Raw genomic sequence first — 22,167 nt, 5'->3', positions numbered from 1 at the left:
TGGAGCTTGGCGCTTGCATCAATTAAACTCCACGCTGTTCATTATGTCCGGCGCATATAGGCGCGAACCGTAATCGGTGCAAAGATGGCTACGATCACAATTGCTCCGATCAGAGAGATAGCTAGATCCCAGCCTACCGTTCCAGAGTTGGTCAAATCACGGACGGCACTGACAAGATGGGAGACCGGATTGATGTTGACAAACCATTGAAGCCATTTCGGCATGGTATCAACCGGCACAAAGGCATTGGAAAGAAACGTCAGCGGAAACAGCACAATCATCGATATCCCTTGTACGCTTGAGGCAGTACGGGCGATGACGCCGAAGAAAGCGAAGATCCAGCTGATTGACCAAGAACAAAAGATCACAAGTAGAGCAGCGATGGCCACATGATCAAGGCCTCCATCAGGACGATAGCCCATAATGTATCCCATAGTTAAAGTGAGTACAGTAGCAATCGTGTACCTAATGGTGTCTGCAAGCAAAGCTCCAGCTAACGGAGCAATTCGTGAGATTGGCAATGACTTGAATCGATCAAATACACCTTTGTCCATGTCCTCACGCAATTGAACGCCAGTAACAACTGAGGTCGTAATTACAGTCTGCACGAGAATGCCGGGAATGATGACGGGCAAATAACTGATTACGTCACCTGAGATGGCACCGCCAAAAATATAGGTAAACATTAAAGTAAAGATGATTGGCTGAAGTGTAACATCAAACAATTGCTCAGGTGTACGCCGAATTTTAAGCAGGCCGCGATAAGCCATCGTTAATGAATTACGAATGGTTTGACCAAAGCTCGTGTGGTTTTTCAGCTCACGATCAAACCCTGATTGAATGAAAGTGCTTTTCATACTTTTACCGCCTCCGCTTTATTGGATACATCGGACGCTTGTGCAGCGTCCTCTTTAACACCATGACCTGTGATTGTGAGGAACACCTCATCAAGGGTCGGTTTTTGTACGCTCATTTCTGCCAAATGAATCCCTCTCTCACGCAGTGCGATAAGCAGATCTGTGACCAAATCGGCATCCGCCATAGGGGCCGTAATCATTCCAGCTTCATATAACACAATGGATTGTGTTTTCAGCACATGTTCAACCGTTTGACGAGCTGCTTCGATGTCCAGCGGGTTTACTACTCTCAATTGCAATGAGGAGGTACCTACTGAAGCTTTCAGTTCATCCACCGTGCCCTCTGCCACTACCCGACCGCGATCGATAACTGCGATTCTATCAGCCAATTGATCCGCCTCATCGAGGTACTGTGTCGTTAACAGCACGGTCGACCCCGTCTTCACCAATCGGCGAATCGTATCCCACATCTGAGCACGCGTACGCGGGTCGAGCCCTGTAGTCGGCTCATCCAAGAAGATAAGCGGCGGTTGTGCAATAAGACTCGCCGCCAAATCCAAGCGGCGGCGCATGCCGCCGGAAAAGTTTTTCAATGGCCGCTTCGCTGCTTCCGTCAAACCAAACTCCTCAAGCAATTCATCTGCTTTACGCTTCGCTTCTGAACGCCCAAGCCYTAGCAGCCTAGAGAAGATAACCAGGTTTTCTGTAGCGCTTAGTGATTCATCAACCGATGCGTACTGGCCGGTAACCCCAATTAATTGACGAACAATCTGTGATTCCTTTACTACATCGTGCCCGAAGATTCGCGCCGAGCCTGCATCTGGACGAAGCAAGGTTGCGAGCATACTAATCGTTGTGGTCTTGCCAGCTCCATTCGGACCAAGCACACCGTAAATTGAACCCGCGCGTACATTCATATTCACGCCATCCACAGCCCGATTTTCACCAAAAGTTTTTACGAGTCCGTTCGCTTCGACAGCCCAGTCACCGTGGTTTGGCTCTATTTTCTTCTTATTTACATGAACCATTGTAATTCCTCCTATACAACTGTTGATAACGTGATGGTAACGTACCTTTGTAAACTGAATTTAAACAAAAAATGATCCGCAGTTTAAATCTTACGTTTTATCGAGCGCTAAAATTCTATCCCTGACCTTAGATTCACAGAAATTAAACATCCCTCTTAAAAGCAGCTCACCAAAAAAAGCCCCTATTTCTCTGCCGATTGCAGAAAATAAGGACTTTCTAACTGACCGTCAATTTGAATTAGGGTCTGTTTTAGAGCTATGTCATAAACTTACGGCTCACTGTTATATTCACTCCAGCTGCTGGCTGATTAAATACTAATAAAGCCCTTTAAGCTGATCATGAGTTCYGCTTTCCACAACCGCACCTTGATCAAATACAATGATACGATCAGAGTATTTCACTTACTAATTACAATAGACAACTTATAATTAACATGATTATTTAATTCGGTTAAAAATAGATCCAGCTCATGGTTGGATGGAAATCTGCACTCCAAAAGATAACAACCTTCTCCACTGATTTTGAAGTTGTTCAAGATGTACTGCTGTTGTTTCTCAATATAGGCCAAATAGGGCTTATGTTCCGTGCCTTTTGTATAAATATTATGGTGCAATGATGTTGAGGACAGCATTAGACTGCATCATCCTGACGTCATCATTGTAAATGGAGGGGCTGCACAATTTCTTCAAGGCGATCCGATCATTATGACAAAAGAAGACATTTATCAAACCTATATGGCAGCTCCGCAATCGACCATTATCGTTTCACATATGGAAGCACTCAATCACTGCTTATTAACTCGAAGAGAATTACAAGCATTCCTTGATGAAAAGGAACTTTCAAAACATATTCTAGTACCCATTGATGGTGAATCCATCACTTTTTAAATGAAAAATCATTTTCCTCTGGCGTAATTAGGCTGTCGAGAAACTCTCGGCAGCCTTCAATATGTTAAATTTATTTAAAATGCTACTAATAGTTCAGGATTCAAAGTACTTTCAGCTAACTATTTGGTTCCATCACCTTATAAACACAGTTTCTTCCGCCTGACAAAATATGCTCTACGCGTTCAATCTGAACTTCACTGCCTAGCACGGATTGAAAGAGGCTTAACTCATTTTTACATAACCCGGCACAAGCAGCAGCAGCTTCACAGATTGGACAATGCTTCTCTATAAACAACAGGCTTCCATCGCCTAGATCCTTGATCTCAGCCATATAACCTTCTTTTGTGCGAATATCAGCCAGTTTCTCCAGTTTTCCAATTAGATGAGATTCCCCGCCAAGTTGGAAAAGGTATTGCTCCAGCATATTTTTATTTCGTACTGCCAGCAGCTTATCCAGCCCCTCGATTCCGAAAGCCTCTCTCATAGATTGAAGCAGACTAACTGACAACTCCGAATAACCGCTTGGAAAAAAACGATCAGCTTCAGGCGTTAATCTCCACAGCTTGGCCGGTCGCCCCATCGGACGGGCTTCTTCTTCATACGTAACTAATCCTTCTTCTTTCAGCGCATTTAAATGCTGGCGAATAGCCATTCCAGATAATAGAAACTCTGAGGCTAATGCCATAACATCCATACCACCCTGCTGCTTCAGCAGATTAATGATTCCTCTTCGCGTCTTCGTTGAGGAATCTTTGTTCGTTTGACTTCCGCTCATTATAGGGACCTCCTTTTGAGGCAACTGACTCTATATCACTCTCTACATTTTAAATAAAAATGTTGACAAAGTCAAAGCTGAACTGTAGCCTGAACTTTATAAAGAAATATGTTTACTAAGTATCCGGATATGGCGTATACATAAAAAATTTTGTTGGAGGTTAAAGGCAATGCCGAATCATCAAAGCATTTTTAGTCCGCGTTATTTTGCACTATCGATAGGAATTATTTTGTCAGTAATGGCAGTAGGATTTGAGGGCTTAGCCGTAACCACGATCGCTCCTTCCATCGCCGGTGATTTGAATGGCATTCATCTCTTTGGCTGGATATTCAGCACTTATCTGCTTGCTCAGATTGTTGGCACCCTGGTTGTCGGTCGTATTATTGATAAAAAAGGGCCAGCAGTACCGTTTACGATTGCACTTGTTTTGTTTATTGCGGGTCTGATTGCTGCGGCTGCTGCCAGCGATATGTACGTTATGATTGCGGCGCGAGCGCTGCAAGGCCTTGGTGCTGGTGCGATGATGACTTGCGTATACACCGCTATCTCCTTAAGCTATCCCGATGAATTACGTTCCAAAATACTCGGTGCATTCGGTACAGCCTACGTCCTTCCGTCTATGCTCGGTCCATTTGTTGCTGGTTTGATTGCAGAACAGTGGTCTTGGCGTTTTGTATTCTGGGGCATATTGCCGATTATCGTTTTGTCAGCCATCCTTAGCTTGCCGGCTTTTAGAAAATTGAAGGTACAAGGTACAAGGGAGGGTAATGGTGCCGCCGCTACGTGGATGGCTTTATTTTTAACGATAGGTACAGGTATTTTCCTCGTTGGACTTGGCATGCTGCCCAGAATTACAGGAGCTGTACTAAGCATTGCCGGCTTATCCGTCATGTCATATCCACTGCGCAAGCTGTTGCCTACGGGCACTCTACTATTCCGAAGAGGAATGCCAGCTATTCTAGCAACACGTGGACTTTTCTTCGCCGCATATGTCAGTACACAAAATTTTCTTGTGTTAGCTCTAATCGATATCAAAGGCATTAATCCCGCTCATGCCGGATTAATTGTTGCCAGCGCGGCGCTTAGCTGGTGTCTCTTTGCTTATTTGCAAGGGCGCTGGGATACAGCAGACCAAGGCCGTGGGCGTAATAGAAGAATTATTTTAGGCGTGCTGCTGCTCACAATAGGTTTTGCTTTAGTCGGTTGGATTCCAAACGTAACGGTTGCCTTGGCCGTAATGGGGCAAATCATTGCAGGAATTGGAATGGGATTATCCCATCCAACGAGCGGTGCGGTTGCATTTGCCCATACTAGTGAAGACGGAGCTGGCGAGACTTCCGCTAATTTGCAATTTGCAGATTCTTTCACACCGGGTGTGGTGATCGGTATAGGCGGTGCTATCCTTGTCGTTAGTCAAGCTGCCGGAATGACAATGCAATCGGGATTGATTGTAACGATGGGTTTTAATCTTTTGTTAATACTAATGAGTTTATTTGCAAGTATTCGTATTTCTTCTAAGAAACCAATGGCAGGCTAAAACACGATGGGGTGATCTGGAGGAGAAGAGATTATCTCAAGCGAATGAATGAGTGAGTTACTCTGTCAGTTAGTTCATAAAGAAGAAGAGGAGCCTAATTGCAGGCTCCTCTTCTATCGTGTACGACATTAATATAAAGTTTTTGTAGCGCCTGCGTCATAGCTCAGCAGCTCATCTGTTCGATTGTCGCGTATTTTGGCTGCCCATTCTGGATCAGCAAGCAGTGCACGGCCTATGGCTACCAGATCAAACTCTTCCTTTTCTAGTCTTTCAATTAAGCTGTTCAAAATGGCCGGCTTCGCAGCGTCCCCGCTGCTGCTTCTAAATTCATTATCCAGCCCAACTGAGCCTACAGTTATCGTTGGTTTTCCTGTCAGCTTCTTCGTCCATCCTGCCAGATTTAGATGAGAATCCTCAAACTCCGGCTCCCAATATCGCCGTGTTGAACAATGGAAGACATCCACTCCCGCATCAGCAAGCGGCGTCAAAAATTGCAAAAGCTGCTGAGGCGTTTCCGCCAATTTGGCATCATAATGACCCGCTTTCCATTGTGAGAATCGGAATACGATTGGAAAATCTTTTCCGACTGCACGACGGCATGCTTCAACAATCTCAACAGCGAAACGTGTCCTCGCTGCAAGGTCGCCGCCATAGCCATCAGTCCGTTTATTTGTTTGGTCCCAGAAGAACTGATCGATCAAATAACCATGCGCACCATGAAGCTCAATACCATCAAAGCCGATTCGTGCTGCATCTGCCGCTGACTGTGCGTAAGCTGCGATAACATCCCCAATCTCTTTCTCCGTTAGTGGCTCCGTTATTTTCTCACCTGATAGATTAAGTCCCGAAGGACCAATTGGCAATGCTTCCTTATTGGGGAGGTCGCCAATTTTGCGCGTTAACCCAACATGCCATAGCTGCGGAATAATTTTACCGCCGGCTTCATGCACTTCTTTTACCACATTGGACCAGCCGCTCAGCGCAGCCTCCCCATGAAAGTGAGGCCAATTCGGACTTGCAGCAGCAGCCTTATGATCGATTACGGTTCCTTCGGTGACGATAAGACCAACGCCATTCTCCGCCCGCCGACGATAATAAGCCGCAACATCAGCCCCTGGAACTCCATTTGGGGAGTATCCTCTTGTCATTGGCGCCATCACAATACGATTGGCAATCTGCAAATTTTTGGAGACAAAGGGCTTAAATAAAGCTTCAACCGATGTTTCATTTGTGGTATTAGACATGTACATTCCTCCTATATATTTGATTTGAGTTTAATTAGGTTTGTGTACTATAGATACTATCATGAATTACCGCGTATTCCCACCACTTTACTTATTTTCAATGCTGTAAAACCGAAAACCTTTTAATCTAAAAAAATGCTCTGATGGTATAATGGAAAAGGAATCCAAATAAAACAGTTTTCCAATAGGAGGGTTTGTATGGATTATCTTCGAGATTACACCATGTATGCAGCAATATTTGGCATGTTTAGTTTCAGTTGGTTTGGCTGGGCACAAGAAAATCCTAGAGCGAGTTGGCGCAAATACATTGGCATAGCTTCTGGCATTGCACTTCTAGTATGCTTGGCAGGCGTCTACCTAAGTATAACGAACTGGGACGCACCCTCCGCTTTGTCTAATCAATCATCTTTCCGTAACTATTTGATTTCGGTATACACTGAGATCATTTTGGCAGGTGCGGGTGCTTTTGTATTCATAAAAACAAAACGCAGCAAATACGTTTCCCCTTGGATTGCCTTTATTGTTGGTATTCATTTTATTAGTTTGAAACATGTTTTCAAAGATCCCAGTTTATATGTACTTGCTGCATTGTTGATTGCCGTTGCCATTAGTACGTTAATCATATCTCAAAAGCTTAAGGTAGCCCATAGCGCAATTACAGGTATTGGTGCTGGTACCGTTTTTTTCTGCTTCGCCCTCTTAGGTCTTATTCGATATATCTTGGTCTAATACAAGCCAAAACAACCATAACTGCATCTCTGCTGTTATGGTTGTTTTATTTATTTATTTTCTATCTATTAAAATGGCGCAGCTTCTCTGGATTCATGACAATATAAATGTCCGAAATGACGTTGTCTTTGATATGGAAGGTAATAACCGAAAACGTAAGCTCGCCAGACTTAATCACAATGCCGCTATTTCCATTTAGTTCAACAACATCACAAGTGAAATCTGAAGGAACTTCCGGTCTAATCGCCGTAAAATAACGGATAATAAGATTTTGCCCCACAATCGGACGCAGAGCCGCATTTGTTTTGCCGCCTCCATCCGTATACAATACTGTTTCCGTGGAAAGAATCGACAGCATGCGATTGATATTGCCAGAAATGATTGCGTTTACGAATTCCTCCATCATAGGACTAGCAATCTCCTGCGGAGTCAATTCACTGCTGGAAGAAGACCCTATGCTTTTTTTTGCCCTATAAAAAATTTGCCTACAGTTTCCGCTGCTCTTATCGAGAATAGCGGCAATATCTTGAAATGGGTAATGAAACAACTCCCTTAATAGAAAAACAACACGTTCTACGGCGGTCAGCTGCTGCAATAACAGCAAGTATGCGGTAGACAACATTTCCTTCGAAATGTATAGTTGGAGCGGATCGTTTGAGTTAACACCACTCGTAACGAGAGGCTCTGGCAGCCACGGGCCCACATACAATTCCCGCTGCCTGCTTGTCGATTTCAACTTATTCAGGCATTTATTCGTAACTACTTTGCACATATAAGCTTTAATAAACTGGATATGATCAGACTGATCTTCATGCAAAGAGATAAACGCGTCCTGAACAATATCTTCCGCATCCGCGACACTGCCCATCATTTGATAAGCGAGCGAAAATAATAACGGCTTCAATTCAACATATAGCTGTTCCGTATTCACATGTCACTCCCATTCATACCTTTATGTTGTTTAATTACAGCTTGTGCGGCTCTTCTAGCCCCAGCAAGCACAGCATCAACCAAAGTTTCTCCAACATGACCGGTCCAATCTCCTGCAACATAAAGACCTGGGATTTCCGGAACATCCGGCCCTGGATAAATGCCATTCTTATCAATAGAAGCAAAATCATGAGCAACCGTTATATTCGGTAAAAACTGACGGGCAGCTTCCACTTCGCGCCATCCCGGCTGCATAAGATCTAGCGCTTGCTCCAAGTGCTGTTCATCCTCTTTGGGATAGCTCGGATTTTCTCCAAGCTGCTTAATCATATGAATGACGACAGAATCCCCATCGTCGTTATGGCTGGCAACGGATGTTGGGTTGTTATAAAAAATAGGAGCGTCCAACCAGAAGCCAGCGATGAAGGATGCGCTTGGATTCGGTAGACGATGCAATACAAGATCCAAACAAGCCGCTTTTATCGTATGCGCTTGCTCCTTCCAATTAAGCAGGTTCTGATTAGCGTCCTTTACAAGCTTACATGCATCTCCTAGACCAGCGGCCACGATGACAGACGAAATCACCAATGACTCTCCATCCGCAAAACTGACTCGCAAATCCTCTTTGTCTGGTACAATTCCATCTACTGAACAACCAGTCACAATCGTAACCGAGGCTTGCTCTGCTTTTTGCTTTAGCGCATCTACAAGATTTGCCCACCCCTTTTCAATATAAAATGCCTTTCCGCCAAACGTTCGCTGCAATTGCTTGACAGCGATTGAGGCTATTAGCAGCTCTGGGTGCGGCACAAAGGTGTTCGTCCGACAAATCGAATAAATAACATGCCTAATCATCGGATCTTGAACTTCCTTTTCAGCCCATTCTCGGAATGTTACCCTTTCGAGTTTCGTTGTATCGATTTTAGCTAATTTCATCATAAACCGTGCTAGCTCTATTTTCCCAGTAATCGTGAACAATTTAGATGTCATCAATTGAATGGGCCCAGTCGGCAAAGGAAACACTTGATTGTTCCATATTGCGGCCACTGATGGCGGTGGATTGGCTCCTTTTAGCTTAACATCTAGCTCTTTTAGCACTTCCTCGCCTACCCCATCCTGATAGAAAGCATGAACACCAAGGTTGAGATAAGCTCCTTTCTTTTTCACCGTTAATGCCCTTCCGCCCAATCGATTGGACTTTTCGACTAGCAGCACGCGTAATCCTGCTTTAGCCAAATAAATAGAAGCTGTCAGACCAGATAAACCGCCGCCAATAATGACAGCGTCATAGGCTGTTTTTCGCTCATTCATAATGATCACCTCATGTTTTTGCTTATATGACAAATAACAAAGGTGTTTTGTTACAGAATAGTATTCATTTTCTGCCCTGATCACCACCGTTTTCTTCTAGACAACACGAGAAAAGTGAGCTACACTTTGTTAGAATTTGGCAAGATCATGAGGAGAATGGAGCAGGTTGAAGATGCGTATTGCCGCAGATATGAAACGTTTTTTGCAGGTGGATGGTGCAGGTAGGATGCTTTTCACCTTATTTTGTTATGGCATCGGCATGGGCATTCTAGCACCGATGAATGCAATTTATTTAAGTGAGAGCATCGGGCTTTCAAAGAATGAAGTCGTATCGATCTTCGTTGTGTCGCTGCTGCTCAATATGGGAACTACGATTACAGTTGGACTGTTAAGTGATAAGCTGCGCAGCAGAAAGAGACTGGTCATTACAGCTGCTTTGTTATGTCTCGTCGGTTTGTTCATTTATATGAACGCAGAAGGTTATGTCCAGGCGCTGATCGGCATGTGTGTTGTGAGCGCTCCGTCCGGACTCATTATGGGACAATTGTTCGCTATATCTCGGAATCATTTTGCTAGACTTGCCGGGGATATTGTGGAGATGGCACAAATATGGCTGCGCGCAGGGTACAGTGTTGGGTTTTTTTGCGGTTTGCTGGCAGGAGCGAACTTGTATTTGATTGCTACGTTTCAAGGTGTATTATGGGGCAACTTTGCAGGTTACGCAATGCTCGTTATCTTGCTGTTGTTCTACCGGGAACACTCTGAAGAGAAAAAACAAGCTAATATGGGAGCGAGCGAGCCTTTTTCCCTCATTATGCTAATTGCTCTGCTGCTGCTTGCATGCGCAGATGCCATTCGCGGATTGTACTTGCCGCTTGTCGTTAAAACGTTGTTCGGCAAGCCGGAATATATGTCTTATATTTGGAGCTCCCAAGCCGTATTCGAGCTGTTGTTCATGACCATCGCCGGTTATTGGGCGGCGAAATACGGCAGCAAAATAATTATTTTAATTGGCGGCTTTGGGGCGCTTATTACTTATACGATTTATGCCTTGCACTCGCCATTGATCGTTTTTTTCCTCATTCAGCCGATTTATTCTTTTTTTGTATCCATCTTGTACGGAGTAGCGATGGGGTATGTGCAGCGCATGTTCGCAGGCCGGACCGGATTCGGCGCAAGCTTGTACGTTTTCATTTCACTAACGGCATCATTAATCGGATATTTGTTACCATTATTCATCGAAGGGTACGATCCATCCATATTCGTCATTCCAATTGCGCTAGTATCTATTTCAATAACGATTATGTCTATCGTGCTGATAAGGGAACGTCGTCTGTCACAGCTGCCTCAATAATAAAACAAGCCTTGAGCCCATTCGGGTTCAAGGCTTATTCTTTGTTGCACAATGAACCTCAATAATCACTTTTCAACCCCGCATTTAACGGTAAGTCGGATTTACGACGCCAATTGCACGCTCCACGCTAAACTTGCCCTTCTCAAAGGTCAAATACTCATTGCCTTTCACATGAAAAGGAATCTCTTGATTATTATAAATAATTGCACCCTGAATCTCACGTACACTCATTCCAATGATTCCCTTCATTTGACCCTGGCGATCGGTAATAACGCGAATGCCGCTTGGAAAACGGATGAAGCTTTCTCCATTTCGATACAGCTCCGACCCCGCCTGCATATTTAACAGTTCATAGGTAACACCATCCACGATTCGGCTGTAGCCTGTCTCACCGGTAATCTCTTCTCCATGATCCATATTGTAGGGTACAAGTCCCGTAAACCATAGCTCGCCGTCTGGTGTAGGCAAAATACCGCATAAACGCTCAACATAATCTAACAGGCACAATATCGACGGAGAATACGCCTCAGTAAATCCCTCATCTCCAGTCCACGGGCTAACCGCCTGCGCAAAGCGGGTTGCTTTGGTAAATGAAGCTAAGATCGGGTACATCACCCAAGTGAGTTCAACGTGCCGTCCATGATGCTCGAAAGCATGAGGTGCGCGAATCAAGCTAAGGAAGTTCGATGCGCCTCCCCAGCTGTTGTAGCTAGAGAACGGATCAAAGCGCGGATCGTCCATAGCCATCGAAGTAAATGGATATTTGGCAAAAAATTTGCTTGTATTCAATAAATAACGTCTGAGCATCGTATCAAAAAAAGCCTGATCTCCTACTTCGCATGCCATTACGCGCAGCAGCACATCCGATTGTACTCGCACAAGCTCATCATTTCGGTCTCGATCATAGAAGAAATGATCCTCTCCATCAAAGCAATAACGATACAARCTCGTTAAGCTCTCTTCGGCTCTCGCTAGCCAGTGCTGCTTGCTAGGAAGCTCAAGCTCCTCTGCAATACGAGCCAAGTAAAGACGTTGACAATATACATTTGCAGTTAAATCCGGCGCCAAAAAAGGTAATATCGGAGAATCAGGATTCATTTGCGCAGCATCATTAAGATGAGGGGTGTCAGGGACATGCCAGAACCGCGGTGAAAGATCATGCCCCGTATCAAAAGTACTGAATGCCTCTACACAACCTGTTCCACGGGTATTTCGGTACTGAACCAGCCACTCATCGTAGCTTGCCATCGCAGTATACATCGTTTGCAAAAACGGCTTCCCCGCATGATTCAGCTTATAATGGTTCCATATACTGCGTGCAAGCGGCGTCACCAGCTGAATCTGCCGGAATGCAGGACCATGCTCCGTTACCTTATAAGGCAACAAACCATCCTCACGCTGGTGCACGGCAAACGAGCGGAAAGTTGCATCCGATACGGATGGTATAAAGCGAGAAAGTAGCTCAGCATTAATCGTTCCTGTACTTTCCAGCCAACAGCCGAGATAGATTCCTCCTTCTTGCAAAATCGGCTCTTCACCGCCCGTAGGAACAATACAATCGAGCAGCTTGCGCACTGCTGCATAATAAACCTGCTCAAGCTTGCCTGAACGTGTTGTAAAACGAATGCCGGATTGCTTCCATTCCTCAAGGCTATTTTTATGAGATGGTTTCGTCAACTCGCCAATCTTCTCATCTATAGACAGCTCTCGAAGCTGCTTCAGCAATGATTCGCTCATCCTAATCGCCTCGCTTTTCCGATATAATTGTTTTCTCCACTTATTTAAAAACAGACTGCCGCGAGGCAGCCTGTCTATTCATGCATTGCTGATACCAACTCACAGGAAACTATTGATTGTTTTTGAATATTTTCAGAGTGCCATTATAGAAGTCCTTAACAGCCACTTCTACGCTCTTGCGTCCGAAACCAATTTCATACATCGTCGATTCGGCAAGCTTGGAATATTCAGAGAAGCCCGGAGGATTGTAGCTGACCGCAAACGGCTCCTTGTTTGTCGCTTCTGAAACACGGCTTGTGTAGTCATAAACAATTTTCTCTACGCTGTTCGCGCTAGTTTCAAGGAGCTTGCGGTTAGCCGCAACCACTGGTACACCGCGATCATTGCCTAACAATTTCGCAACATCGGGATCATTAATGAAGAAACTCAACAACGTCGCTACCTCGTTTGGATGTTTGGTCTTGGCATAACCCGACAAACCTTGGCTTGACTCGAACACTACGCCTGTTCCCTTCTCGCCGCGCGGCAGCTGTACCATAATCAGCTCATCTTGCGTAAGTCCTTGCAATGCTGCCAATTGATTGGACGGAATTAAGCTCATCGCTACTTTTCCTGTGACAACTAATGACTTACTTGTATCGCCGGGAGGATTGGATACTTGCAGCTCGGAAGGGACAACACCGCCGGCTTTCATCGTTTCATCCCAATATTGGAACCATTTTAACACGTCAGCCTCTTCGAAGCCCAGCGTCCCTTTATCCATATCATAAAGCTGTTTGCCTTGCTGCTTCAGGCCGATATCCATTCCATCAATGGACATGTTATAAGTACCATAGACACCGCTGCCCAGTTTGTCCGAGATTTCTTTGCTGATTCGTGCAAAGTCTTCCCAATTCCAACCATCCTCAGGTACGGGAAGGCCCGCTTTCTCGAACATCGTCTTATTCACAACGACTCCGCGTGCATTAGCACCAGCAGAAATATGAAGAAGCTTGCCGCCTATCGTGCCGTATTGAATCATCGATTGATCCATATCGCTTAAATTAAGCTCTTTATCCACATATGGAGAAAGATCAAGAAGCACTTCCTTATTCGCATAATCGACCACATTTCCTCCTAAGAAAAAAATGTCTGGCGCCGTGCCGGAAGCAAGCTGCGTATTAAGCTTATCGAAATAACCAGTGGATGGGGCAAACTCGCCAACAACCTTAATGGATGGGTTTTTCTCTTGGAAAATTTTCAACGCCTCGTTTGTAATATCCGCCCTCTTTTGATCTCCCCACCACATAATGCGCAGTTCTACTTGTTTTGCTTCACTTGACTCATTTCCGTTTTTCTCTTTTTCATTGCTTGATCCTCCACTGCCCGTACCACCTGAGCATGCCGCAGTGAATACCATTAACATTCCTAAAGCCAAAATAAGCAACCGCTGTTTCATTTTGATTTCCCCCAATACCCTATTATGAATTCGCTTTCACTTATGATGCTACCCTGATTTCCATTTATACGGAATTTCATTCCTTCGGGTATTCATTATCAATTTTTTCGGTTATCGAGCAAGAAAACACAATATCATTTCAAACCGGTAGTTGCGATGCCGTCCAAGAAATAGCGTTGAAAAATAAGGAATATAAGCGTTATTGGCACAAGCGACAATGCCGACATCGCAAGCAGCGCGCCCCAATCCGATTGACCAGTAGGATCAAATAAAGAACGAATTCCCAGCTGCACTGTAAACAGCTTAATATCACTCAAGTAGATCATCTGGCTGAAAAAATCGTCCCATGACCAAATAAAAGTGAAAATAGCGGCGGATATCAAAGCGGGTACTAAGAGCGGAATGATAATGCGGAAATAAATTTGCCGCGGACTGCAGCCGTCAATCGTCGCACTTTCATCCAGCTCTCTCGGAATTCCGCGGATAAACTGCACCATCATAAGAATAAAAAAGGAATCATGCGCCAGCCATTTTGGCAGAACCAGCGGAAAATACGTATTGATCCATTGCAGCTCATTATAGATGACGTATTGCGGAACAAGCGTCACATGATAGGGCAGCATAATCGTCACCAGCATTAATGAAAACCAAAGTTTCTGAAACTTGAAATTCAACCGCGCGAACGCAAAGGCTGCTAAGGAGCAGGTAATCACATTGCCAAGCACGCTTAGAATCGATATCAGCCATGAGTTTGCAAAAAACTTACTAAATGCTATTCCCTGAAAGCCGCGCCAGCCGTTAATATAATTATCCAAAGTGAATGAGCTTGACCATAATCCCGGCTGTGTAAAGATCAGCTCATTAGGCTTAAAAGAGCTGCTTATTAACCATAATACCGGGTAAAGCATGGCAATGCCAAAGATGATAATGATCGTATGTTTAGTTAATCCGTTTAACTTTCTCACTTGCATAGCTGCCTTACCTCCCTTCCTTGCTGTCACCGTAAAATACCCAATATTTTGATGTTGCAAAAATAATGGCTGTAAACGCCCCGATGATCAGCAGCATAATCCAGGCTAACGCGGATGCATAACCCATATCGAAGAACGAGAAGCCTTTCATATACAAGTACAGGGTGTAGAACATGGTCGCATCAAGCGGGCCTCCACGGCCGTCGCCAATGACAAATGCAGGTGTAAACGCTTGAAATGAATTAATAATGCTCATCACGAGATTAAAGAAAATAACAGGAGAAATCATGGGAAGCGTAATGCGAAAAAATTGACGAGCTTTGCCTGCTCCATCCACTTGAGCTGCTTCATACAGATCAAGTGGCACTTGTTTAAGGCCTGCAAGGAAGATTACCATCGCTGAACCAAATTGCCATACGGACAATGAAATAATGGTATAAACAATGTAGCTCGGATGGGAAATCCATGAAGGTCCTTGAATGCCGAACCAGCCAAGAAATTGATTCACAAGGCCGCTGCCATCAAAAATCTGTCTCCACACAATCGCAATAGCGACACTGCCCCCGAGCAACGAAGGGATATAGTATACGGTGCGGTAAATGCCTAGCGCTCGAATACCTTTGTTTAGAACCATAGCGACCATCAGCGCGAAAGCAAGACGCAGCGGAACGGAAATGAACACGTATTTGATTGTAAGCCACAAGGAATTCGAGAAGGTTTCGTCATCTTTAAAAATGTTAATATAATTTGAAAAACCAATCCATTTTGGCGACGTTAATAAATCATACTTTGTGAGCGACAAATAAAACGATCCAAGCATTGGACCGAGCGTCAGGCAGAAAAACCCGATCAGCCATGGCAGCAAAAAGGTATATGCGGTTAAGTTATGCTGATTGCTAAGCGGCTTGAGGCTTTTTCTCATCATGAATACCCCTCTCTTATTGATGTAGTTCCATCATAAGGGAGGGGCTATGAACATAGAATGCTAATTCTTTGGGTGTTCACTATCATTTTTTTCAGATTTTAATTCCGATTGCTGCTGACGATAATCCGAAGGAGTCATTCCGTACATCCTTTTAAATTTGGAGCTGAAGTAGCTTGCATTGGAGAATCCAGTAAGCTCTGCAATATCCCAAAGGTTCAGCGTTGTTGTTTTTAGCATCCGAACAGCCTCAGCAATTCGTACCTCATTCAAATAGTGAATAAAGGTTTTACCTACTTTAGCTTTGAACATTTCTGAGAAATAAGATGAATTATAATTGTACTTCTCTGCAATCATCGTCAAATTCAATTCATACATATAGTTCTCGTCAATAAACTGCTTAGCCGCCAAAATCAAGGATGGATCACTTTCCTGTGAGTCGCTTTGACGCTTGCTCTCGATTTTAACTGCAATACGCATCAGAAACCGCTCCGCTTTCTCTACAGTATCGAGACTAAGTGTCATTTCCGGCCTTAGCCAAAGCTGTTCGCCGCTCTCCAAACCGATTTGCGATTCATGCGCAATGGTCTCAAGCATCAAGTAAAGCTGGAAAATCAATTTGACAAAACGAAGCTGTGATTTCATTCCGCGCTGTAATTCTTGTCTAATCGCTGCTTCAAACGATGAAAGCTCTCCTCGAAATAAATAGCGCTCAATAACCTTAATGGTATGCTCAGGTATAGCCGTATGCCCCTCAGAAGCATGAGCTAGTCCAGCAGCTTTGCCGTATGGCATGTTCCATGCCAGCAAAGAGCTAATATAACCTTCTTTCCACTGCTTAAATCCGCTTACCGTTTGACCAGTACCTATTTTAATTTCAAACGCCATGTACTTATTTACGCTTTGAGTCAGAAACTCAGCAAATTCCCGCTCCAATTCGTGGTCCGCAGCGATTACAAAATGCATGAGGCCAGGATAATTGGTATCACGAAATACCTCCATCTTCCCTTGGAACTTGTCTGCGCATTCTCTTGATATGATATCGAACGGCAATCGAAACTTGTCCGGCGTACGGTCAACCGAAGCGCTTGATTCCCCTCGCTCCCATAGCCCTGCTGTAATAAACCTAACCTCACGTTTATCCCATAAATCCAGCTCAAACAATCGGGAACGATCTTTTATAGTACTCTCCTGCAAAATCTCTTCCTTTACGAGATGAACGATAAAATGCTCTTTCATTTCCTTATAATATTGGGAGAGCCGCCACTGCGTCATAGCCGCCTGATCATGGCTTTGCCTTTCCTTGTCCAGCTCCTTCTTTACGTTTGAAAGCGTGTCGGTCAATTCTTTTCTAGCAACAGGTTTTAACAAATACTCGCGAGCCTGATTGCGAATGGCTGCTTTCGCATAATGAAAATCCTCATAACCTGTAATGACGATCAGACGCAGGGATGGGTACTGCTCGTGACAGGAATCTAAAAATAACATACCGTCCATCACAGGCATGTTCATATCTGTAATAACAATATCAATAGCCTCTGCTGAAAGCCTCTCGAGCGCTTCGACGCCATTAGAGGCTTCCCCTGCAATGATAAGTCCAATACTGTCCCAGTCTACCTTAAGCTTTAGACCCTGACGGATCTCGGGTTCATCATCCACGATTAATACTTTATACATGCTGGTGTTCCTCCTGTGCTGGTAGTATGAGCTCAATCGTTGTACCCTCGCCAAGCGTAGAATCGATGCGGACCTCAAATAGTGATTCGTAGTAAAGACGGCAGCGTGCAAGAACATTTCCTAGTCCAATTTGGCTGCTCCGGCTGGTAAGAATTTGCTCCAGCTGAACGGATTCCGATCGCTCCAGCAGCTTCTTCTGCTGCTCGCTTGTCATCCCCGGTCCGTTATCTGACACGATTAGATGTACCCTTCCCGCAGCATGGCTTACACGAATGCGGACGATTGCCTCGGATTGATGCATGAAGCTGTATTTAACGGCGTTCTCTATCAATGGCTGGAAAATAAATTTTACCGTCGACAATCTCAGAAGGTCGCCTTCCTCCTCAATCGTTATGTTCAGTTGATCACCGAAGCGGATTTTTAAGATCGACAAATAATAGTGAACATAAACTAGCTCTTCTTCCAACGGAACGAGGTCATCGCTAATTTTAAGAGAGAAACGCATCATCTTCCCTAGTGATTCTATAACTTCGACTGTATCATCTGTCCGTCGCTGTATGGCTAAGCTGCTCATGAGCTCCAGTGTATTAAACAGAAAATGCGGATTAATTTGCATGAGCAGCGCTTTGTATTCCGCTTGCTGCCTAAGCAGCTTAAGCTCGAACTCGGTTTTGATATGCTGTCGCAGTCTCGTAACCATGTTGCGGAACGTTTCAGTTGCGAAGCCCACTTCATTGCGTACCCTCTTCTCAGGCGCCAAACGGCTCTCAGCAAGCACAAAATCGCCTCTTTGTACATGCCGCATTGCGAGCACCAGCCGTGAAAGCGGCTTCGTAATTCCATGCGAGAACCAAGTCGCCAGTATCAAAGACACAATTAATAATACAGCCGCAACGATTAGAATCGTGCTTCGCAGGCGAAAGAGCTGTGAATACAAATCTTTCTCTGATACGAACCCAACAAGCATCCAGTTCGTTTTCGGCAGTTTTTTGTATACTAAAATTTCTTTTTCTCCGCTTAAATTATTTAAATAAACGACGCCCTGCTTCCTCCAGCCTGTCCGTAAATCGTCAACCTGCCGTACCATCTCCGAATGGGCTCCGTATTCGTTCTGGGACAGCATTGGTTTACCATGCTGATCTAATAAATAGATCGTTCCGCTCTCCCCAAGATGGATTCTGCCTAGCGGCTCCAGAAAATAGTCAGCGCTTACATTAATCTTCATCACACTTTTTGTCAGTGAAGGCTCAAATGAACTGATCGGCATCAGCATACTGATTACCGGATGTTTGTTGTTATTGCGCAGCTCTGCGACATCCGTATGAGCCGGAATCCAGTATTGATCCTCGTTTTTAAAATCGAGATACCACTTTTCCTTCAGAAAGGAATCGTTAGACACAACTAAATTGCCACTGCTGACCCACATGCCTTCCTGACGATAGACGGCGACACCAGAAACACTGGAATAACTGTTCGTTGTCTGCGTCAAAAACTGGCTCATTCGGTAATGGGCAAGATTTTTTTCTCCCTCCGTGGATGCGGAATCTGACGCTACTGCATCCCAATTATTCGTAATATCGCTATTAAAAACGATAGAGGCTAAATCATAGATTTGTGTTTGAACCATATCAATGTAAGACCCGTATTCATCCATTTTCTCCAGTGCTGAAGATTCAATGTAAGAGCGAATAATGGAACGGGACTCATTAAATAAAAGAATGGACAGGGTGACGAAGGATAAAACGAATAGTAAACAAAAGATTGCAATCAAACGACTTTTTAACGAATAAAACATAGCCAGTCCCCTCTCATGCCAGCCTTTCTTCCAACGATGTTTAGACCCGGTAATAAATCTAGGAATACATTCGCTGCAATCCCCTCTTCTTTAAACCTATTATAGTCGTCAATCTCATACATGCAATAAAATATAACAGGTAAACAGAATAGACATTGGCTCCTCCCCTCCCCCCAATCCAATGACAACCGAATATCTTTTCCTCAACAGGGAAAAGATGTAATCATTCGACACTTCACTTCGGATAGGAGACTCGCATGCGGAAATCGCCCAATTTTTCACCTAATCACACTACATCCGACAAGCCTTCTTACCCGAACATTTCTCCCCATCTGGAAGAAAACTTGAACGCGATCGAAGGTTTTTTTGCCAACTGCAAAGACTTGATAATACATCGCTGGAGTTATGGACAGGGCTTGGAGCAATCAGCCTTTACCGTCTACTTCGATACGCTAACGAAAACGACCGTTACGAATTTTGCAAAGGATACGCTGCAAAATCTGGTGCCGCATGAGCTTGGTCCTGCCGAGACGGTAACGATAAAAGATGTTATCCATTATTTTGAGAATCATGGCATCGCTTCCCCTAACGTTGAGCTTATGAGCGAAATGGAACAAGCCGTCAGAGGCATTCTGGACGGCAAAGTCGTCATTTTTTTTGACGGATGGCCTAAGGCTATCGCCTATTTTGCCCTTGATGTCGAGCAGCGTCAAACCTCAGAGCCCATTACGGAGCCTACCGTTCAAGGCCCGCATGTCAGCTTCATTGAAAGCTTGGATCGCAATATCGGTGTCATTCGAAGCTTGCTGAAATCGCCCGAACTTAAATTTGAGTATTTTATATCCGGGGAGAAGGTTCACAGAAAAGTGTCCTACGGCTATTTGGAAGGCGTCGTAAAGCCGGAGACATTAGAAGCGTTTAAGCAAAAGATTGAGGGTATAGATCAAGAAGAAATGATTGATATTTCCTATCTGGAAGAGTGGGTTAATGATTCCAACTACTCCCCTTTTCCGCAAGTTCGGTATACGGAGCGCCCGGATACGACGGTTACTTCTTTGCTGGATGGCAAAATCATTGCGTTAGTGGACGGAAGCCCATCGGTTCTTATCTGTCCAGGAAAATTCATTGAGTTTTTTACAAACAGCGAGGATTATTACTATCGGACGATTTTTTCTTCGTTAATTCGATTGATTCGACTGGCTGCGTTCCTCATAGCGCTTATGCTGCCCAGCACTTATATCGCGTTATCAACCTTCCACTCTGAACTCATACCGACGGTTCTCCTGCTAGCCATTTTAGATACACGGGAAGGTATCCCTTTCCCGGCTATGATTGAGGCGTTAATTATGGAGTTTTTCTTTGAGCTGCTGCGGGAGGCCGGCATTCGTCTGCCTCGGCCGATCGGTTCGGCCGTCAGCATAGTTGGGGCGCTTGTTATCGGTCAAGCAGCTATTCAATCACAGATTGCATCTCCGGTCATGGTCATTGTCGTGGCCTTGACCGGCATCGCTTCCTTTGCGCTTCCTCAATACAACATGGCCATCGCACTGCGGATTTTGCGCTTTCCGTTAATGTTTCTCGCAGCGACGTTTGGAGGGCTAGGCATCATGGTAGGCTTAATTCTCATTTACATTCATCTAGCGACTCTACGATCCTTAGGTGAGCCCTATCTAGATTCGTTTGCACCACTGGATTTGAAAAGGCTGCGAGATGCGATTTTTGTGCTGCCAAGACGATTGCTGGTTCATTCGCCTCGGAGTCGACAACTACATAAAAAATCCGCAGGAAGGAAGAAATCATAGTGAAGCCACTCCTCTCCTTTCTCGCTTCATTTCTTGTTCTTTCCTTGATTACTGGATGCTGGGATAATAATGAACTGGACGAGTATGGCTATGTGCAAGCGATATCGATTGATCGAGGCGAGGGTGATTTTGTCGATATTACGACTCACTTTTATAACCCTTCCAGCAAAATGCAGACTGATCCAGCAACGAGTATAGCAGCGAAAGGAATTAATATTCGAACAACAGGAGAAACCTTTTTTGAAGCGATGCGAGAGATCCCTGCAAAATTCGGACGTAAAGCCAAATGGGATCATATGCGAGTCATTATCATCGAAGAGAATTTAGCCAGAACGTTGAACATCCGTGAAGTGCTTGATTTTTTCTCAAGAGACCATGAGCCACGGGGCACTATTCTTCCCATCATAGCTGAGAAATCGGCGGCAGCATTTTTGGATATTAAACCGTTTATCGAGCAGACCATTGGTCAACAGTATAGAAAGATGGAGACGACCGGAGCTCTCTATTCCGCGAAAACGTCTAACCTTCCGCTATATGATCTCGCTATTCAGCTAAGCAGCCCCTCCAAAACCTCTGCTATGCCTTACCTGCATAAAAATAGCTTGGACAATAAAGCGTCAATTTCCGGGGTCGCATTGATTCAAGACGGGAGAATGGTAGGGGTTCTTACGGAAAAAGACACCGAAACGCTGATGATGCTGACAGACAAATATAAGTATGGAGTATTTGAATTCCCTTGCATGAATCATGAAAAAAAGAAACAGCTCTACAACAAAGAATCGCTTGAAATAATCAACTTCAACAGTCAATTGGTTTCGAAAGTGACAGATGAGAATGTAACCGTCGACATCCAAATGACGATTGAAGGTACAACCGGAGAACTACGATGCTCAAACCTGAAAACCAAGCAAGATATGGAGCGTTTTGAACAAACGATTAAGGAGCAGATCGAACATCAGATTCAACATGCAATCCGTACCTTTAAGGCAAAAAAAGTTGATGTGCTCGGAATCGGCAATCAAATTTATCGGAACAACCCGAAACTATGGAAACAATTAGAACCCATTTGGGAGGATAAGCTTGCTCAAATGCAATTTCAAACCCACGTTCAAGTTCATGTGTTAAGTACGGGCATGAACGCTGGTACGATATTTGGGAAAAAGGAGCACTAG

The 22,167-nt window shown here is 44.4% G+C and carries 18 protein-coding genes and 1 pseudogene; 6 read left to right on the top strand and 13 right to left on the bottom strand.

All coding sequences use genetic code 11. The features are described from left to right. Positions 1 to 41: 41 nt before the first annotated feature. From AC1DPK_RS26245 to AC1DPK_RS26235, 3 genes and pseudogenes are all read right to left on the bottom strand, one after another. Positions 42 to 857 carry an ABC transporter permease gene (locus AC1DPK_RS26245; protein WP_477512132.1) on the bottom strand — a complete coding sequence of 272 codons (816 nt, stop codon included), beginning with the start codon at positions 855 to 857 and terminating at the stop codon, positions 42 to 44. Then, complete coding sequence (locus AC1DPK_RS26240) at positions 854 to 1,885, bottom strand: ATP-binding cassette domain-containing protein (protein WP_477512131.1); 1,032 nt, start codon at positions 1,883 to 1,885, stop codon at positions 854 to 856. The genes AC1DPK_RS26245 and AC1DPK_RS26240 overlap by 4 nt, the downstream gene beginning before the upstream one ends. Before the next feature lie 398 nt (positions 1,886 to 2,283). Continuing rightward, a pseudogene (locus AC1DPK_RS26235) lies at positions 2,284 to 2,490 on the bottom strand (Lrp/AsnC ligand binding domain-containing protein); the annotation flags it as partial. Positions 2,491 to 2,590: 100 nt separating this feature from the next. On the opposite strand from AC1DPK_RS26235, the gene AC1DPK_RS26230 reads away from it, so the two are divergent. Beyond that, the gene (locus AC1DPK_RS26230; RefSeq protein ID WP_477512130.1) at positions 2,591 to 2,773 is read left to right on the top strand and encodes a hypothetical protein; all 183 of its coding nucleotides are present in this window, start codon (positions 2,591 to 2,593) and stop codon (positions 2,771 to 2,773) included. Between the two features lie 115 nt (positions 2,774 to 2,888). Here the strand turns inward: AC1DPK_RS26230 and AC1DPK_RS26225 are convergent, their stop codons facing one another. Beyond that, the gene (locus tag AC1DPK_RS26225) at positions 2,889 to 3,548 is read right to left on the bottom strand and encodes a helix-turn-helix transcriptional regulator (protein WP_477512129.1); all 660 of its coding nucleotides are present in this window, start codon (positions 3,546 to 3,548) and stop codon (positions 2,889 to 2,891) included. A 169-nt stretch (positions 3,549 to 3,717) separates the two neighbouring features. On the opposite strand from AC1DPK_RS26225, the gene AC1DPK_RS26220 reads away from it, so the two are divergent. Beyond that, positions 3,718 to 5,085 carry an MFS transporter gene (locus tag AC1DPK_RS26220; protein ID WP_477512128.1) on the top strand — a complete coding sequence of 456 codons (1,368 nt, stop codon included), beginning with the start codon at positions 3,718 to 3,720 and terminating at the stop codon, positions 5,083 to 5,085. A gap of 128 nt (positions 5,086 to 5,213) precedes the next feature. Here AC1DPK_RS26220 and AC1DPK_RS26215 read toward each other — a convergent pair whose 3' ends face one another. Continuing rightward, positions 5,214 to 6,329 carry an NADH:flavin oxidoreductase gene (locus tag AC1DPK_RS26215; RefSeq protein ID WP_477512127.1) on the bottom strand — a complete coding sequence of 372 codons (1,116 nt, stop codon included), beginning with the start codon at positions 6,327 to 6,329 and terminating at the stop codon, positions 5,214 to 5,216. A 198-nt stretch (positions 6,330 to 6,527) separates the two neighbouring features. On the opposite strand from AC1DPK_RS26215, the gene AC1DPK_RS26210 reads away from it, so the two are divergent. Then, complete coding sequence (locus tag AC1DPK_RS26210) at positions 6,528 to 7,058, top strand: hypothetical protein (RefSeq protein WP_477512126.1); 531 nt, start codon at positions 6,528 to 6,530, stop codon at positions 7,056 to 7,058. A gap of 61 nt (positions 7,059 to 7,119) precedes the next feature. On the opposite strand, the gene AC1DPK_RS26205 is transcribed toward AC1DPK_RS26210, so the two are convergent. Continuing rightward, positions 7,120 to 7,989 carry an RNA polymerase sigma-70 factor gene (locus AC1DPK_RS26205; protein ID WP_477512125.1) on the bottom strand — a complete coding sequence of 290 codons (870 nt, stop codon included), beginning with the start codon at positions 7,987 to 7,989 and terminating at the stop codon, positions 7,120 to 7,122. After that, positions 7,986 to 9,299, bottom strand: a complete 1,314-nt coding sequence (locus AC1DPK_RS26200; RefSeq protein ID WP_477512124.1) for a phytoene desaturase family protein — start codon at positions 9,297 to 9,299, stop codon at positions 7,986 to 7,988. The genes AC1DPK_RS26205 and AC1DPK_RS26200 overlap by 4 nt, the downstream gene beginning before the upstream one ends. Positions 9,300 to 9,471: 172 nt before the next feature. Between AC1DPK_RS26200 and AC1DPK_RS26195 the strand changes: the two genes are divergently transcribed. Further along, positions 9,472 to 10,653, top strand: coding sequence for an MFS transporter (locus tag AC1DPK_RS26195; RefSeq protein ID WP_477512140.1), 1,182 nt, complete (start codon positions 9,472 to 9,474; stop codon positions 10,651 to 10,653). Positions 10,654 to 10,737: 84 nt separating this feature from the next. Here the strand turns inward: AC1DPK_RS26195 and AC1DPK_RS26190 are convergent, their stop codons facing one another. The 6 genes from AC1DPK_RS26190 to AC1DPK_RS26165 all read right to left on the bottom strand — a co-directional run bounded on the left by AC1DPK_RS26190 (position 10,738) and on the right by AC1DPK_RS26165 (position 19,193). Next, positions 10,738 to 12,390, bottom strand: coding sequence for an MGH1-like glycoside hydrolase domain-containing protein (locus AC1DPK_RS26190; protein ID WP_477512123.1), 1,653 nt, complete (start codon positions 12,388 to 12,390; stop codon positions 10,738 to 10,740). Between the two features lie 109 nt (positions 12,391 to 12,499). Beyond that, entirely contained in the window at positions 12,500 to 13,828 is a 1,329-nt protein-coding gene (locus AC1DPK_RS26185; RefSeq protein WP_076270501.1) for an ABC transporter substrate-binding protein, read from the bottom strand. Positions 13,829 to 13,962: 134 nt separating this feature from the next. Then, positions 13,963 to 14,799 (bottom strand): carbohydrate ABC transporter permease, encoded by an 837-nt coding sequence (locus AC1DPK_RS26180; protein WP_076270500.1) that lies wholly within the window; start codon positions 14,797 to 14,799, stop codon positions 13,963 to 13,965. Positions 14,800 to 14,806: 7 nt separating this feature from the next. Then, entirely contained in the window at positions 14,807 to 15,721 is a 915-nt protein-coding gene (locus AC1DPK_RS26175) for a carbohydrate ABC transporter permease (RefSeq protein WP_076270536.1), read from the bottom strand. 63 nt (positions 15,722 to 15,784) lie between these two features. Further along, positions 15,785 to 17,398, bottom strand: a complete 1,614-nt coding sequence (locus tag AC1DPK_RS26170; RefSeq protein WP_477512122.1) for a response regulator — start codon at positions 17,396 to 17,398, stop codon at positions 15,785 to 15,787. Next, on the bottom strand, positions 17,391 to 19,193 hold the full coding sequence (locus AC1DPK_RS26165; RefSeq protein ID WP_477512121.1) for a sensor histidine kinase: 1,803 nt from the start codon (positions 19,191 to 19,193) through the stop codon (positions 17,391 to 17,393). The genes AC1DPK_RS26170 and AC1DPK_RS26165 overlap by 8 nt, the downstream gene beginning before the upstream one ends. Before the next feature lie 257 nt (positions 19,194 to 19,450). Here AC1DPK_RS26165 and AC1DPK_RS26160 point away from each other — a divergent pair, with 257 nt between their 5' ends. Further along, entirely contained in the window at positions 19,451 to 20,995 is a 1,545-nt protein-coding gene (locus AC1DPK_RS26160; protein ID WP_441880867.1) for a spore germination protein, read from the top strand. Continuing rightward, positions 20,995 to 22,167 (top strand): Ger(x)C family spore germination protein, encoded by a 1,173-nt coding sequence (locus AC1DPK_RS26155; protein ID WP_477512120.1) that lies wholly within the window; start codon positions 20,995 to 20,997, stop codon positions 22,165 to 22,167. Before AC1DPK_RS26160 ends, AC1DPK_RS26155 begins: the two co-directional genes overlap by 1 nt.

The organism is Paenibacillus sp. 01T424 (assembly GCF_056398745.1).
Note: the sequence above shows the minus strand (reverse complement) of the source record. Positions and strands in the feature narration are given on the sequence as shown.

Excerpts from the sequence above, each read along its gene's own strand:
- AC1DPK_RS26245 (WP_477512132.1), bottom strand. The coding sequence starts at position 857 with ATGAAAAGCACTTTCATTCAATCAGGGTTTGATCGTGAGCTGAAAAAC.
- AC1DPK_RS26230 (WP_477512130.1), top strand. The coding sequence starts at position 2,591 with ATGACAAAAGAAGACATTTATCAAACCTATATGGCAGCTCCGCAATCG.
- AC1DPK_RS26225 (WP_477512129.1), bottom strand. The coding sequence starts at position 3,548 with ATGAGCGGAAGTCAAACGAACAAAGATTCCTCAACGAAGACGCGAAGA.
- AC1DPK_RS26220 (WP_477512128.1), top strand. The coding sequence starts at position 3,718 with ATGCCGAATCATCAAAGCATTTTTAGTCCGCGTTATTTTGCACTATCG.
- AC1DPK_RS26215 (WP_477512127.1), bottom strand. The coding sequence starts at position 6,329 with ATGTCTAATACCACAAATGAAACATCGGTTGAAGCTTTATTTAAGCCC.
- AC1DPK_RS26210 (WP_477512126.1), top strand. The coding sequence starts at position 6,528 with ATGGATTATCTTCGAGATTACACCATGTATGCAGCAATATTTGGCATG.
- AC1DPK_RS26200 (WP_477512124.1), bottom strand. The coding sequence starts at position 9,299 with ATGAATGAGCGAAAAACAGCCTATGACGCTGTCATTATTGGCGGCGGT.
- AC1DPK_RS26195 (WP_477512140.1), top strand. The coding sequence starts at position 9,472 with ATGCGTATTGCCGCAGATATGAAACGTTTTTTGCAGGTGGATGGTGCA.
- AC1DPK_RS26185 (WP_076270501.1), bottom strand. The coding sequence starts at position 13,828 with ATGAAACAGCGGTTGCTTATTTTGGCTTTAGGAATGTTAATGGTATTC.
- AC1DPK_RS26180 (WP_076270500.1), bottom strand. The coding sequence starts at position 14,799 with ATGCAAGTGAGAAAGTTAAACGGATTAACTAAACATACGATCATTATC.
- AC1DPK_RS26175 (WP_076270536.1), bottom strand. The coding sequence starts at position 15,721 with ATGAGAAAAAGCCTCAAGCCGCTTAGCAATCAGCATAACTTAACCGCA.
- AC1DPK_RS26170 (WP_477512122.1), bottom strand. The coding sequence starts at position 17,398 with ATGTATAAAGTATTAATCGTGGATGATGAACCCGAGATCCGTCAGGGT.
- AC1DPK_RS26165 (WP_477512121.1), bottom strand. The coding sequence starts at position 19,193 with ATGTTTTATTCGTTAAAAAGTCGTTTGATTGCAATCTTTTGTTTACTA.
- AC1DPK_RS26160 (WP_441880867.1), top strand. The coding sequence starts at position 19,451 with ATGCGGAAATCGCCCAATTTTTCACCTAATCACACTACATCCGACAAG.